Source organism: Bradyrhizobium sp. Mp19, from assembly GCF_029952935.1.
GTDB classification, from domain to species: domain Bacteria; phylum Pseudomonadota; class Alphaproteobacteria; order Rhizobiales; family Xanthobacteraceae; genus Bradyrhizobium; species Bradyrhizobium elkanii.
In genome coordinates this window covers 97,257-111,269 of sequence record NZ_JASAUT010000026.1, presented here as the reverse complement: position 1 = coordinate 111,269, position 14,013 = coordinate 97,257, and the positions used below count along the sequence as shown (strand labels likewise).

Below are 14,013 nucleotides of genomic sequence, written 5' to 3'. Positions count from 1 at the left end.
CCGTTAGGTCATGATGCGATTCTCGCATCACGACCTAATCTGTCGCTTGAGCATGATCTCTTCGGAAAACCGCTTCACACTTTTCCGGATCATGCTCGGGCCAATCAGCTCTCGATCCTCACATATTCGAAGTCGCCGGGCTTGTTGTCGATGCCGACCTTGGGCGCCGAGATCCACGAGGCGAACTCGCCCGGTTCGGTCACCGGCTTCATCAGCGAGGCGATGAAGTCGCCGTCCGCGGTCGACGGCAGCCAGTCGTTCTTGCGCTTGGTCCAGGTGGCGTCGTCGATCAGGAGGCCATCGGGCGTCGCATGGACGTCCTTGAACTCGCCGATCTGGCGGTGGAAGGCGGTGTTCGGCACCGCGAGCTTGTAGTCGATGCCCGCGGTCGAGATCACCTTGTTCCAGCGCAGCATGCCCTTGACGCAGTCCTGCGTGTAGTCGTCGCGCAGCCGCATATTGAGCGCGGTCAGCGCCGGCTCGTCGACCATCTTGATCTGGCCGTCCACCATCTTCATGACCGGATAGGTCGAGCTCTTGAGCTGGTGGTCGTCGTCGATCGTGGTCTCCTTGTAGCGGCCCTTGATGCCGGCGTTGAAGGCATTGGCCGCGTTGGTCGACACTTCCGAGCCGAACAAATCGAGCGACAGCGAATAGTGCAGGTTCAGCTTCTTCTGGATGGTCGGCAGGTCGATCACGCCGAGCGCGCGGATCCTGGCGATGTCGTTGGGATCGGTGATGCCGGCTTCCTTCATCGCATCGCAGGTGCGCTGCACGACGCGGGTGATGCCGGTCTCGCCGACGAACATGTGGTGGGCTTCCTCGGTCAGCATGAAGCGGCAGGTGCGCGACAGCGGATCGAAGCCCGACTGCGCCAGCGAGTGCAGCTGCATCTTGCCGTCGCGGTCGGTGAAGTAGGTGAACATGAAGAACGACAGCCAGTCCGGCGTCGCCTCGTTGAAGGCCCCTAACATGCGCGGGCTATCCGCGTCGCCCGAGCGGCGGCGCAACAAATCATCCGCCTCCTCGCGGCCGTCGCGGCCGAAATACTTCTGCAGCAGGTAAACCATCGCCCAGAGATGGCGGCCTTCCTCGACATTGACCTGGAACAGATTGCGCATGTCGTAGAGCGAGGGCGCGGTCTTGCCGAGATGGCGCTGCTGCTCGACCGAGGCCGGCTCGGTGTCGCCCTGGATCACGATCAGGCGGCGCAGCATCGCGCGATGCTCGCCGGGGACTTCCTGCCAGGCCGGCTTGCCGTAATCTTCGCCGAACGGAATGACGCGGTTCTCTTCCTGCGGCGCGAGCAAGATGCCCCAGCGATATTCGGGCATCCGCACGTAATCGAACTTGGCCCAGCCGCGCGGATCGACCGAATAGGCGGTGCGGAGATAGACGAGCGACTCCTGGAAGCCCTCCGGACCCATGTCGCTCCACCAGTCCATGTAGCCGGGGTGCCAGCCCTCCAGGGCCTTGAGCACCTGGCGGTCCTCGGCGAGATTCACATTGTTCGGAATCTTGGTCGAGTAATCGACGTTCATGATGTTCATGCTCATGGCAGCCTCCTTTTCATCCTGGCTCGCATCTTGCTCCGCCGTCATCCTGAGGAGCGCGTAGCGCGTCTCGAAGGATGCTTGTCTAGCGGTCTTGCCTCCAATCATCCTTCGAGGCTCGCCCAGCGGCGCAATTGCGCCGCAAGGCTCGCACCTCCAGCGACAATGGCGAAGCCATTGCGCGGGGATGACGGCGGTGTTTGCTCTAAACCCTCGTCATGTCGAATTGCGCCTTCTGGCCGGTACCGTAGCGGCGCAGCGCGCCGTCCTCACCGACCGCGTTCGGCCGCTGGAAGATCCAGTTCTGCCACGCGGTGAGACGGGAGAAGATCTTCGATTCCATAGTCTCGGGGCCGACGAAGCGCAGATTGGCTTCCATGCCGGTGAGGCCGTCGGGCGAGAACGAGGTGCGCTCCTCGAAGAACACGCGGACCTCGTCGTCCCAGTCGATGTCGTCGAGCGCGAAGGTGACGAGACCGAGCTCCTCGGCCTCCTCCGCGTCGAGCGCCTTGCCGATCGAGCCTTGCGCGCGCTCCAGATCCATTGGGTCGGCCTGGAAGCGCGATTGCAGCCGGGTCAGGCCGTGGCTCATCGGATAGGGCCCGAAGTTCATCGCCGTCAGCTCGATCGCCGGCGGCGGACGGTTGTCGCCCTGCTTCTGGCCGATCAGCATGTAGGAGCGGTCGGCGGCGAACACGAGTTCGGCCAGCGTGCCGACGAAGCAGGAGCCGGGCTCGACCAGCGTCACCAGCGTGCGCGAGGTGACGTCGATGCGCTTGAGCACGCGCTTCCAGTAATGCCTGACCTCGTTGACCAGCCAGTGCGCCTTGTTGGCCTCCAGGAACGCGTCATAGGACACGACATTGGCGCGGTCGCCATGGCTCTTGAACACCAGCATCGCGATCTCGAGCTCGTTGATGCGCAGATGCAGGATCGCGTCATCGAGTTCGCGGGCGACCTGCAGCGGCCAGAACGTCGGCCCTTGCGCGATCATGCCGTCGATGTCGGCGGGCGCGGTGGTTTCCGGCGCCTTGATCGAGATGGTGGCGATGCGCGCGGCGCGATCGATGTCGACGCTGACGAAGCCGTAGCGGATGGCGCTGTCGTCGATGGTGCGCGTCAACGGCGCCAGCGCGATGCCTTTGCCGGCGCCGTTGCGCTTCGACCTGGCGGCGAATTCCTTGACGCGCTCGGCGAGCTTGCCCTCGAGCTTGGAGTTCGGCGCGATCTCGTCAACCAGGCGCCAGGAGACGGCGCGCTTGCCCTTGATGCCTTCCTCGATGGTGCAGAAGAAATCGGCATGGTCGCGGCGCACCTTGCGCTTGTCGACGACGCGGGTGAGCCCGCCGGTGCCCGGCAGCACCGCGAGCAGCGGCACTTCCGGCAGCGCGACGGCGGCGGCGCCGTCATCGGCCATCATGATGTGGTCGGTCGCGAGCGCCAACTCATAGCCGCCGCCGGCCGCGGTGCCGTTGACGAGGGTGATGAAGCTCTGGCCGGAATTCTCGCTGGAGTCTTCCAGGCCGTTGCGGGTCTCGTTGGTGAACTTGCAGAAGTTGACCTTGTGGGCATGGGTCGAGCCCGCCAGCATGCGGATATTGGCGCCGGCGCAGAACACGCGGTTCTTGCCCGAGCGCATCACCACGACCTTGACCTCGGGATGCTCGAAGCGCAGCCGCTGCACAGCGTCCGCAAGCTCGATGTCGACGCCGAGGTCGTAGGAATTCAGCTTGAGCTGGTAGCCCTCGAACAGGCCGGCGTTCTCGTCGACGTCCATGGTCAGCGTCGCGACATCGCCGGCGACGTCGAGCTTCCAGTGCCGGTAGCGCGACGGATCGGTCTGGAAGTCGATGTACTTCGCCCCGCCTGCAAGGACGCGATCGTCACCAGCCATGGGCCACCCTTATCTGTTGTCTTGCTGTTGTTCGTTTGAAGGTTCGTCGTCGATGTTTCCATGCACAATAATGCATGTTTTCGATCTGGTCTAGTTCAAAACGCAAAAACATGCATTTTGTTTCATGTTCAGGAAATTCATTCGCTCGGCCAATGGCCTGGCACCGGCACCAAAGGTCAGGCCGCCAGTGCCGGGTCGTCCCGGAGCGCCGCCCTGGCGAATTCGGTGACCGCTTCCAGCGTGACTGAGGGCGCCTCGCGATGCGGCGAGTGGCCGGCGCCAGCGATGGCCACGACGTCGACCGGGCAGTAGCACTCGTCCTGGGCGATCTCGACCTGCCGCATCGTGCCGTACTGGTCGTCCGCGCCCTGCACGATCAGCACGGGCACGCGGATATAGGCGAGATAGTCGGAGATATCCCACTCGCGGAATGCCGGATCGAGCCAGGCGCCGTTCCAGCCATGGAAGGCGTTGTCGACGTCCTTGTGCCAGCGCGCCAGCTTCTCCTTCAGATTGGTGGTCTCATACGCCGTCTTGATCTCGGCGATCGACTGCACCGAAATGTCCTCGACGATGAAGTGCGGCGCCAGCAGCGCGAGGCCGTGCAGGCGATGATCCTGATGCGCGCCGGCATAGATCGCCGCGATCGACGCGCCGTCGGAATGACCGAGCAGCAAGCCGCGGCGGAAGCCGATCCGGTCGAGCAGCTTCGGCAGCACGTCGAGCGCCTCGCGATGCATGTAGTCGACCGGACGCGGCAGCTTCGCCGGCGACGACGCGCCATAGCCTGATCGCGAATAGGCGAACACGCCGGCGCCGGTCGCCGCCTGCAGCTTCTCGGGGAAGTCGCCCCACAACCCGACCGAGCCGAGGCCTTCGTGCAGCATCACGATGGTCGGCGCGGTCTCGGGTGAGGGACCGATCATGCGGTATTCGAGCTCGGCACCGTCGATGCTGAGGAAGCCTGTGGGGTTTAGGTTTTGCATGCAGGACCTTCCTCATCGTCGTCCCGGCGAAGGCCGGGACCCATAACCACAGGCTTCAGTTGTTGCGCAAAAGCCGTCGAACAGCGTGTCTCAAAACGAAGGCCGCGGCGTATGGGTCCCGGCTTTCGCCGGGACGACGCCAGTGGAAACGCTAGTGCGCGCCGTCATCGTGCCGCAACTTGAAGCGCTGGATCTTGCCGGTCGCCGTCTTCGGCAGATTGTCGACGACATCGATCCAGCGCGGATATTTCCACGGGCCGATCTTCTGCTTGACGTGCTCCTTCAGCGCCTCGTGCAGGCCGGCCGCCGAGCTTTCGGGCCGCAGCACCACATAGGCCTTCGGCTTGAGCAGGCCTTCCGGGTCGGCCTCCGGCACGACGGCGGCTTCCAGCACCGCGGGATGGGTGATCAGCGCGCTCTCGACCTCGAACGGCGACACCCAGATGCCGGAGACCTTGAACATGTCGTCGGCGCGGCCGCAGAAGGTGTAACGGCCGTCGGCATCGCGCGTATATTTGTCGCCGGTGCGGGTCCAGGCGCCCTCGAAGGTGGCGCGGCTCTTGGCGCGCTGATTCCAGTAGCTTTCGCCGGCCGACGGCGCATCGACCAGGAGCTCGCCGACCTCGCCGTCCGCGACGTCGGCGCCGAGCTCGTTGACCAGCCGCACCTTGTAGCCGGGCACCGGACGGCCGGACGAGCCATATTTGATGTCGCCGGGCGCGTTCGACAGGAAGATGTGCAACAGCTCGGTCGAGCCGACGCCGTCGAGAATGTCGACGCCGAACCGCGCGCGCCACGCATTGCCGACCGATTCCGGCAGCGCCTCGCCGGCCGAGGTGCAGACCCGCAGGCGATTGCCGCCGGACTGCGTTTTCGTCGCCTCGTCGTTCAGCATCGCCGCGAACAGGGTCGGCACGCCGAAGAAGATGCTGGGATGATATTTGTTCATCAGCGCGAACATCACCGCCGGCGTCGGCCGCTCGGAATTGAGCACCGTGGTGGCGCCGACCGACATCGGGAAGGTCAGCGCATTGCCGAGTCCGTAGGCAAAGAATAGCTTTGCCGCCGAGAGGCCGACATCATCCTCGCGGATCCCGAGCACCTGTTTCGCGTAGGTCTCCGCGGTCGCCGCGAGATTGGAATGCAGATGGCGCACGCCCTTCGGCATGCCAGTCGAGCCCGACGAATAGAGCCAGAATGCCGGCTCGTCGGCATGGGTCGGCGCGGTCGCGAACACGTCGCTCTCGCGCGCGATCTCGTCCGACAGCTTGTTGTGGCCGTGCGCATCCTTGCCGGAGACCACGACATGCTCGAGGTCGGGCATGCGCGCGATGATGTCCTTCACGACCGGCAGCAGCGCCTCCGACACGAACAGCACGCGGGCCCGGCAATCGCCGAGGATGTAGCCATACTGCTCCGCGGTCAGCAGCGTGTTGAGCGGCACCGGCACCACGCCGGCGCGGATCGCGCCCAGGAACACGATCGGGAAATCGACCGTGTCCAGCATGATCATGGCGACCCGCTCTTCGCGGCGGACGCCGAGCCGGCGCAGCATGTTGCCGACGCGGCGGGTCTGCTGCCGCAACTGGCCATAGGTGATCTGCGACACCGTATCGTCGAACACGACCTTGTCGCCGCGGCCTTCATCGACGTTGCGGTCGAGCAGCCAGGAGACCGCGTTGTAAGTCATGCTCCGCTCCTCGGACCCGGACGTGCCACGCTTCCCTCTCCTGTGAATTTAAGAATTATAATTCATACAAAGCCACTACGCTGGCTTGCTGTCAATCTTTATCGGCACTATGTTTCCTAGAACCTCGGTCTGATTCAGTCAGGACCGCGCGTCGCACAGGGATCATGACCGCAGCCAACGACCCGGAAACCGACTTCCTTGAGCAGCTCGGCCAGCGCGTGCGCACGATGCGCGCCCTGCGCGGCATGTCGCGCAAGGTGCTCGCCAAGGTTTCCGGCATTTCCGAACGCTACATCGCCCAGCTCGAAAGCGGCAAAGGCAATGTCTCGATCGTGCTGCTGCGCCGTGTCGCAGGCGCGATGGGGGCGCATCTCGAGGACCTGATCCCCTCCAGCGAGCCCGTGCCGGACTGGGCCGTCATCCGCGATCTCCTGCGCAAGGCGTCGCCGAGCCAGATCGCCCAGGCCAAGGACATGCTCGCCGGCAGCAGCCCGCTGGCACCACGCCGCGCGTCGTTCTCCGGGATCGCGCTGATCGGCCTGCGCGGCGCCGGCAAGACCACGCTCGGGCGGATGCTGGCGAAGAAGATCGGCTGGAGCTTTGTCGAGCTCAACAAGGAGATCGAGGCGCAGAACGGCCTCTCGGTTGCCGAGATCATCGCGCTGTACGGCCAGGAGGGCTTTCGCCGCATGGAGCAGGCCGCGCTGACGCAGCTGCTCGCGCGCAAGGAACTGATGGTGCTGGCGACCGGCGGCGGCATCGTCTCCGAGGCGCTGACCTTCGATCTGATCCTGTCGTCGTTCTACACGATATGGCTGAAGGCCGAACCGGAAGAGCACATGGCCCGGGTCCGCCGCCAGGGCGATCTGCGCCCGATGGCCGACGATCGCTCGGCGATGGCGGAATTGCGCAACATCCTGGTCAGCCGCGAGCCGCTTTACGCGCGCGCATCGGCAGTGGTCGACACCGCGGGCCTCTCCGTCGACGCCGCCGCCGCGCGGCTGATCGATTCGGTGCGGCCGGTGCTGCAGAACGAGGCGCGCTCGTTCGGGCTGCGCAGCGTGGCGCTTTAGGCGCACCACAACTACTGCGTCACAACCGGTTTATCCCCTCATCCTGAGGAGCTTGCGCAGCAAGCGTCTCGAAGGACGAGGCCACTAGTCGGGCCTCATGGTTCGAGACGCGCTTCGCGCTCCTCACTATGAGGGACCTCCCACGCATTAAAACTACAGCAACCGGCTCTTCACATCATCAGCGCCATCGCGCAGCAGCGGCAGGAAACGGTCGATCAATTCTTTGGCCGGCACGCGATCGACATGGGCGCCCATGTTGATCGCGGCGACGATGGTGCCGTCGTAGCGGTGCACCGGCACCGAGATCGAGCGGAAATGCGGCTCGGCCTCGCGGTCGACGAGGGAATAGGCCTGCGCGCGATCGGCGATGATGGTGGCGAGCAGCTTCTTCGGATCGGTGACGGTCTGCGCCGTCACCGGATCGCGGCGCATCGTCTTCAGCCGCGCCGCGAGCTCGGCATCGGTGAGCCGGCCGAGCATGGCGCGGCCGACCGAGGTGCAGAACGCCGGCAGCCGGTAGCCGATGTCGAGACCCGCCGAGAACACCCGCGTCGGGCTCGAGCGCGCCACGAACACGACGTCGTCGCCGTCGAGCAGTGCGAGCGAGGCGATCTCCTGCGCTGCCGTCGCGATGCGATCGAGCACCGGCTGCAGCACCGTCACCACCTGGTTGGATTGCAGGAACGAGCCGGCCAGCGTCAGCACATGCGGCGTCAGCGTGAACAGCTTGCCGTCGGTGGCGACGAAGCCGCCATGCGCGAGCGTGAACAGGATGCGTCGGGCGGTGGCGCGCGGCAGATCGGCGGCACGCGCCAGATCGCTCAGCGTTGCCGGGCCGGACACGGTGCCGAACACCTGCAACAGGCGCAGGCCGCGATCGAGCGCCTCGACGAAGTCGGTGGCGCGCTCGTCCTGATCGGTCCGTTTCAGCTTGGGCATGGCGTTTTAGGTTGGGTTGCGGCTTTGAACGGTTCAAAAATTGCGCTTGCTGTCCAAAACAGACATGGCATAATTCGCACATTCGTTCAATAGGCGAACAAATCCAAATCCGGGAGACGCCGCCATGATGAGCCAGGAAGCGAACGATCTGATCACCCGCACCGGCCGCAAGGACCCCTGCGGCAAGCTGATGCGGAGCTACTGGCAGCCGGCGGCGCTGGTGGACGAATTGGACGGGCCGCGCCCGGTACGACCGGTGCGGCTGCTCGGCGAGAACCTGGTGCTGTTCCGCGGCGAGGACGGAAGTTACGGGCTGATCGATCGCCACTGCGCGCATCGCGGCGCCGACCTCGCCTTCGGCCGGCTTGAGAATGGCGGGCTACGCTGCGCCTTCCACGGCTGGCTGTTCGACACGTCAGGCCAGTGCATCGAGACGCCGGCGGAACCGGCCGGCTCGCAGCTCTGCAAGGGCATCAAACAGCGCTCCTATCCCGTGGTCGAGAAGAGCGGCATCCTGTGGGCCTGGCTCGGCGAAGGCGCCCCGCCCGCGTTTCCGGAGCTCGATTGCTTCGTCGCACCCGGCAGCCATACGTTCGCATTCAAGGGCCACATGAACTGCAACTGGCTGCAGGCGCTCGAGGTCGGCATCGATCCGGCGCACGCCTCCTTTCTGCATCGCTTCTTCGAGGACGAGGACACCTCGGCCGCCTACGGCAAGCAATTCCGCGGCGCCTCGGCCGGCAGCGACATGCCGATGACCAAGATCCTGCGCGAATATGATCGCCCCATCATCAATGTCGAGCACACCGAATACGGTCTGCGCCTGATCGCGCTGCGCCAGCTCGACGACGAGCGCACCCATGTGCGCGTCACTAACCAGCTGTTCCCGCACGGCTTCGTGATTCCGATGTCGACCGAGATGACGATCACGCAATGGCACGTGCCGGTCGATGACGAGAATTGCTACTGGTATGCGATCTTCACCAGCTACGCGGCGCCGGTCGACAAGCAGAAGATGCGCGACCAGCGGCTCGAGCTCTATACGCTGCCCGACTACAAGTCGCGCAAGAACAAGAGCAACGATTACGGCTTCGACCCGCATGAGCAGGCGACCGAGACCTATACCGGCATGGGCACCGACATCAACGTGCATGACCAGTGGGCGGTGGAATCGATGGGCCCGATCCAGGACCGCACCAACGAGCATCTCGGGCAGAGCGACAAGGCGATCGTGCAGTACCGTCGCCTGCTGCGACAGGAGATCGAGAAGGTGGAGGGCGGGCAGACACCGATGCTGTTCCTCGACGACGCCTCCGCGCGCAGCATCCAGGGCCCGGCGACGATGGACGGCATCGGGCCGACCCAGGGCTGGGAGCTCTACTGGATGGAGGTCGACGTCAAGCGCCGCCGCGGCGCGCCATGGGCCGCCCCGGTGCCGCGCGAGATCGCCGGCAAGGTGCATCATCTGACGGCGGCGGAATAATCATGTCCTTCCGTCATTGCGAGCGAAGCGAAGCAATCCATCGCGCCGCTTGTGGAGATGTGGATTGCTTCGTCGCTTTGCTCCTCGCAATGACGACTGAAAAGGAGTGACGCGGTGAGCTTCGTCGAGCGTCACGGTCTGTGGTCGGATGAGCAGAAGGAGGCCGCACAACGCCTCCGCCGCATCGTCGAGGAGAAGAACCTCGAAGTCATCCGCCTGTCGTTCCCCGACCAGCACGGCATCCTGCGCGGCAAGACGCTGATCGCCGGCGAAGCGGTGCGCTCGCTGGAGGGCGGCTGCTCCATCACCACGACGATGCTCGCCAAGGACACCTCGCACAAGACGGTGTTTCCGGTGTTCACATCAGGCGGCGGCTTCGGCATGAAGGAGATGGAGGGCGCGGCCGACGTGCTGATGGTCGCCGATCCCACCACGTTCCGCGTGCTGCCCTGGGCTGACAACACCGGCTGGCTGCTCTGCGACCTCTATTTCAGCGACGGCCGGCCGGTGCCGTTCGCGACCCGCAACCTCTATCGCAGGGTGCTCGATCAGCTCGCCGGCCGCGGCTACGATTTCGTCGCCGGCCTTGAGGTCGAATTCCATCTGTTCAAGCTCGACGACGCCCACATGGCGCCGGAAGACGCCGGCCAGCCCGGACAGCCGCCGTCGGTCAGCCTGCTGTCGCACGGCTATCAATACCTCACCGAGCAGCGCTACGACCTGATGGAGCCGGCGCTCGAGATCATCCGCCGCGACATCATCGCGCTCGACCTGCCCTTGCGCACGGTCGAGGTCGAGTTCGGCCCGAGCCAGTGCGAATTCACCTTCGCGCCGACTGTGGGTCTTGCGCCCGCCGACACCATGGTGCTGTTTCGTTCGGCGGTGAAGCAGATCGCGCGCCGCCACGGCTATCACGCAACCTTCATGTGCCGGCCGAAACTGCCGAACGTGTTCGCCTCGGGCTGGCACCTGCACCAGTCGCTGGTATCGCGCGCCAATGGCGAGAACGTCTTCATGGCGAAGGAGACGGGCGAGCCGCTCAGCGCGCTCGGCCGCGCTTGGCTCGCCGGCCTGATCGAGCACGCGCGGGCCTCGACCGTGTTCACGACGCCGACCATCAACGGCTACAAGCGCTACCGCTCCTATTCACTGGCGCCGGACCGCGCGATCTGGGGCCGCGACAACCGCGGCGTGATGATCCGCGTGCTCGGAGCGGCCGGCGATCCGGCGACCCGTCTGGAGAACCGGATCGGCGAACCCGCCGCCAATCCCTATCTCTACATGGCTTCGCAAATTCTATCCGGCCTCGACGGCGTCGACCGCAAGCTCGACCCCGGCCCGTCCGCCGACACGCCTTACGAGACCAAGGCCGCGCTGTTGCCGAAATCGCTGCGCGAGGCGGTGTTCGCCCTCAACGACGATCCGTTCTTCCGTCAGGCGCTGGGGCCGGAGTTCGTCGACTACTACGTCTTCATCAAGAACGCGGAGATCGAACGCTTCCAGGCCGAGGTGTCGGACTGGGAGCACCGCGAATATTTCGAGATGTTTTGACGGAAGCGTCGGCGCAGGCGCCCCCGCCGCTCTACAGCATGATCCGGAAAAGTGTGAAGCGGTTTTTCCGAAAAGATCATGCTCAAAGAAGGAGCTAAAGCGCGATGACGATTCAACCCAATCTCATCGCGCTTTAGACGCTTGCAAGGTGAGCCGCAACGGCCGCTTCGTTCCATTCCAGACCGACACCAGGCGTGTCGGGAATATGCAAAAGACCATCCTTGATTTCATATGGCCGTTCGAGAATCGGATCGGCCCAGTCCTGCCATTCCAACCAATGGGCGGTCTCGGTTGCGCGCGTGACGTGAGCGGCAACTTCCGGATAAAGATGCGTTGAGATGGGGATACCCGCCGCGCCGGCGATCGCAGCCGCGCGCATCCAGCCTGTCACTCCGCCGATGCGCATGAAATCCGGCATCACCAGGTCGCAAGCCCTCTTCGCGATCGCCTTATGCATCTCCCTCGGACCATAGAAGTTCTCCCCGATCTGGATCGGCGTCTTCAGCTCCGCCGCCAGTTGGGCGTGTCCGTCGAGATTGTCATAGACGACAGGCTCTTCGATCCAGTCGAGGCCATAATCATCGATCGCATGGCACCGCTCGATGGCTTCGGCGAGATTTAGCCCCTGGTTGTAGTCCACCATCAAATGCATGCGATCGCCGACGGCTTTTCGAACGGCGTCGAGGGTCGCCAGATCCTCGCGCGGATCGCTCCTGCCGAGGCGCAATTTCAGGGCTGAGAACCCTCCTTCGTCCCGCAATTCCAAAGCCTCGGCTGCGACGGCGGCTGGCTCCTTCAGCCAAAGGCCGTTGCTATTGTAGGATCTCACGGCGCCGACCGTCGCCCCCAACAGCACGCACAGCGGCTTGTTTGCGGCTTTCGCCAACGCGTCCCACGCGGCCATGTCGAGGCCCGACGCCGCGATCATCGACAATCCCTCATAGCCGACAAAGTGAAGCGATTTGCGCGCCGCCGCGAACAGCTCGACAGGCGCCACGCTCCGACCTCTGAGCAATTCGCCGAGATCATGCAACGCGGGGACCAGATAGCGCAGCGATTTCACGATATAGGGCTCGAGATAGCCGCGCCCGACGATGCCCTCCTCGGTCACCAGATCGATGAGGACGAGCGGCCACTCCGATATCGTGACAATGCGTGCGACCACGGGCCGCTTCAGCTTGATCACCACCGGACGAGCTTTGATCTCTCTGAGCGTCAATGAATCGGGCATGGCATTGGCTTTCGCAGCGCGAGGAAGCTGACTGGCGCGGGCCGAAAAATCCCGGAAAGCCATTCCAATTGGTTTTTCAACCGATGTAAATTCACTACCCGGTATATTTATGAGGTGACTGCATGGCGCGATCTGCAGAACCGACCCGGCGGCGCATCCTTGCGGCCGCATACGTCCTGTTTCGCCAGCGCGGATACAGCCGCGTGAGCATGGACGAAATCGCATCGGCGACGAGGGTTACGAAGCGCACGCTCTACAATCATTTTCAAAGCAAGGATCAGCTGCTCGCCTTCGTGCTCGAAGCCCAGAACGAACTGGCCTTGGCCGCGTTCGCGACGTTCGGCGACAAGCTGTCCGGCTCGCCGGCGGCGATCATCGACGGCCTGTTCCGCGACCTCGCGGTCTGGGCGGACAGGCCGCGATGGGCCGGCTCGGGGTTTACCAGGCTGGTCATCGAGCTGGCCGATCTCCCTGGCCATCCCGCACGCGCAATTGCGCGCCGGCACAAGGCCTTGCTCGAGACGCATCTCGGCGCGCTGCTGAAGCGGGCTGGCGTCCGCGAGGCTGACCGCCGCGCACGCGAGATCTGGCTGCTATCCGAGGGCGCGATCTCCCTGATGCTGGTGCATGGCGATCGCGCCTATGCAGCAGCAGCGGCCGACGCAGCGAAACGACTGCTGCGAGGCTCTTCACGGTAAGCCGCGGCAGCCCGCCTCTCTGATCCGTCATCCTGAGGAGCGCCAACGGGTCCGCGCGAAGCGCGGCCCGATGACAGGCTCCGCGCGTCTCGAAGGATGCACGGCCACCAGCCGGGCCATCGATCCTTCGAGACGCCTGCTACGCAGGCTCCTCAGGATGATGGCGATACGGAAATGCTTGCTGCTCAAATCCCAAGATACTTGTGCTGCAGATCCGGCTCGGCGAGCAGCTGTTCGCTGGTGCCGCTCCACACCGTCTTGCCGCGCTCGATGATGTAATGGCGATCGGCGATGCGGGCGAGGTTTCCGACGTTCTTGTCTATCACCAGCACCGACTGCCCGCGTCCCTTCAGCATCGACAGGCAGCTCCAGATCTCGTCACGGATCAGAGGCGCAAGGCCTTCGGTCGCCTCGTCGAGGATCAGCAGCTTCGGATTGGTCATCAGCGCACGGCCGATCGCGAGCATCTGCTGCTCGCCGCCGGACAGCGTGACGCCCATATTGCCCGTGCGTTCGGCGAGCCGCGGAAACAGCGCATGGATCTTGTCGATGGTCCAGGGGTCGGAGGCACTGAAGCGATTGCCTGACGCGGCGACGAGATTTTCGCGCACCGTGAGGTTCGGGAAGATCTGGCGGCCTTCCGGCACCAGGCCGATGCCGAGCTTGGCGACCTTGTAGGACGGCAGGCCGCGCACCGCCTCGCCGGCGAAACGGATGGCGCCTGATCGCGCCGGCGTCAGGCCCATGATCGAGCGGATCGTCGTGGTCTTGCCCATGCCGTTGCGGCCCATCAGCGCGACCATCTCGCCCGACTTGATCTGGAGCGACAGGCCGAACAGCACCTGGCTCAGCCCGTAGCAGGTCTCGATCGCGTCGACTTCGAGCAAAGTATCAGCGGTTCTGGTATCAGCCATC

General features: G+C 64.5%; 11 protein-coding genes. 4 read left to right on the top strand and 7 right to left on the bottom strand.

Annotated elements, in window-relative coordinates; all coding sequences use genetic code 11:
- Window positions 1–104 precede the first annotated feature (104 nt).
- The 4 genes from boxB to QJT82_RS26040 form a co-directional block, all read right to left on the bottom strand.
- On the bottom strand, window positions 105–1,556 hold the full coding sequence (gene boxB / locus QJT82_RS26055) for a benzoyl-CoA 2,3-epoxidase subunit BoxB (RefSeq protein WP_028340512.1): 1,452 nt from the start codon (window positions 1,554–1,556) through the stop codon (window positions 105–107).
- A gap of 202 nt (window positions 1,557–1,758) precedes the next feature.
- Entirely contained in the window at window positions 1,759–3,447 is a 1,689-nt protein-coding gene (gene boxC / locus QJT82_RS26050) for a 2,3-epoxybenzoyl-CoA dihydrolase (protein WP_028340511.1), read from the bottom strand.
- A 176-nt stretch (window positions 3,448–3,623) separates the two neighbouring features.
- Window positions 3,624–4,433 (bottom strand): alpha/beta hydrolase, encoded by an 810-nt coding sequence (locus QJT82_RS26045; protein WP_028340510.1) that lies wholly within the window; start codon window positions 4,431–4,433, stop codon window positions 3,624–3,626.
- 151 nt (window positions 4,434–4,584) lie between these two features.
- The gene (locus tag QJT82_RS26040; protein ID WP_028340509.1) at window positions 4,585–6,123 is read right to left on the bottom strand and encodes a benzoate-CoA ligase family protein; all 1,539 of its coding nucleotides are present in this window, start codon (window positions 6,121–6,123) and stop codon (window positions 4,585–4,587) included.
- 80 nt (window positions 6,124–6,203) lie between these two features.
- Here QJT82_RS26040 and QJT82_RS26035 point away from each other — a divergent pair, with 80 nt between their 5' ends.
- Complete coding sequence (locus QJT82_RS26035) at window positions 6,204–7,196, top strand: helix-turn-helix transcriptional regulator (RefSeq protein WP_259245216.1); 993 nt, start codon at window positions 6,204–6,206, stop codon at window positions 7,194–7,196.
- 153 nt (window positions 7,197–7,349) lie between these two features.
- Here the strand turns inward: QJT82_RS26035 and QJT82_RS26030 are convergent, their stop codons facing one another.
- Entirely contained in the window at window positions 7,350–8,135 is a 786-nt protein-coding gene (locus QJT82_RS26030; protein WP_028340508.1) for an IclR family transcriptional regulator C-terminal domain-containing protein, read from the bottom strand.
- A 124-nt stretch (window positions 8,136–8,259) separates the two neighbouring features.
- On the opposite strand from QJT82_RS26030, the gene QJT82_RS26025 reads away from it, so the two are divergent.
- A complete protein-coding gene (locus QJT82_RS26025) occupies window positions 8,260–9,618 on the top strand; it encodes an aromatic ring-hydroxylating dioxygenase subunit alpha (protein ID WP_028340507.1) in 1,359 nt (452 codons plus the stop codon).
- Window positions 9,619–9,732: 114 nt separating this feature from the next.
- On the top strand, window positions 9,733–11,169 hold the full coding sequence (locus QJT82_RS26020; protein WP_028340506.1) for a glutamine synthetase family protein: 1,437 nt from the start codon (window positions 9,733–9,735) through the stop codon (window positions 11,167–11,169).
- 133 nt (window positions 11,170–11,302) lie between these two features.
- Here the strand turns inward: QJT82_RS26020 and QJT82_RS26015 are convergent, their stop codons facing one another.
- Window positions 11,303–12,463 (bottom strand): enolase C-terminal domain-like protein, encoded by a 1,161-nt coding sequence (locus tag QJT82_RS26015; protein WP_245288703.1) that lies wholly within the window; start codon window positions 12,461–12,463, stop codon window positions 11,303–11,305.
- Window positions 12,464–12,522: 59 nt separating this feature from the next.
- Here QJT82_RS26015 and QJT82_RS26010 point away from each other — a divergent pair, with 59 nt between their 5' ends.
- A complete protein-coding gene (locus tag QJT82_RS26010) occupies window positions 12,523–13,098 on the top strand; it encodes a TetR/AcrR family transcriptional regulator (protein WP_028340504.1) in 576 nt (191 codons plus the stop codon).
- 185 nt (window positions 13,099–13,283) lie between these two features.
- Here the strand turns inward: QJT82_RS26010 and QJT82_RS26005 are convergent, their stop codons facing one another.
- Window positions 13,284–14,012, bottom strand: a complete 729-nt coding sequence (locus QJT82_RS26005; protein ID WP_028340503.1) for an ABC transporter ATP-binding protein — start codon at window positions 14,010–14,012, stop codon at window positions 13,284–13,286.
- Window position 14,013: the final 1 nt, after the last annotated feature.

Bases quoted from the DNA above. Each gene is read 5' to 3' on its own strand.
- QJT82_RS26005 (WP_028340503.1), bottom strand. From the start codon at position 14,012: ATGGCTGATACCAGAACCGCTGATACTTTGCTCGAAGTCGACGCGATC.
- QJT82_RS26015 (WP_245288703.1), bottom strand. From the start codon at position 12,463: ATGGCTTTCCGGGATTTTTCGGCCCGCGCCAGTCAGCTTCCTCGCGCT.
- QJT82_RS26045 (WP_028340510.1), bottom strand. From the start codon at position 4,433: ATGCAAAACCTAAACCCCACAGGCTTCCTCAGCATCGACGGTGCCGAG.
- boxC (WP_028340511.1), bottom strand. From the start codon at position 3,447: ATGGCTGGTGACGATCGCGTCCTTGCAGGCGGGGCGAAGTACATCGAC.
- QJT82_RS26010 (WP_028340504.1), top strand. From the start codon at position 12,523: ATGGCGCGATCTGCAGAACCGACCCGGCGGCGCATCCTTGCGGCCGCA.
- QJT82_RS26025 (WP_028340507.1), top strand. From the start codon at position 8,260: ATGATGAGCCAGGAAGCGAACGATCTGATCACCCGCACCGGCCGCAAG.
- boxB (WP_028340512.1), bottom strand. From the start codon at position 1,556: ATGAGCATGAACATCATGAACGTCGATTACTCGACCAAGATTCCGAAC.
- QJT82_RS26030 (WP_028340508.1), bottom strand. From the start codon at position 8,135: ATGCCCAAGCTGAAACGGACCGATCAGGACGAGCGCGCCACCGACTTC.
- QJT82_RS26040 (WP_028340509.1), bottom strand. From the start codon at position 6,123: ATGACTTACAACGCGGTCTCCTGGCTGCTCGACCGCAACGTCGATGAA.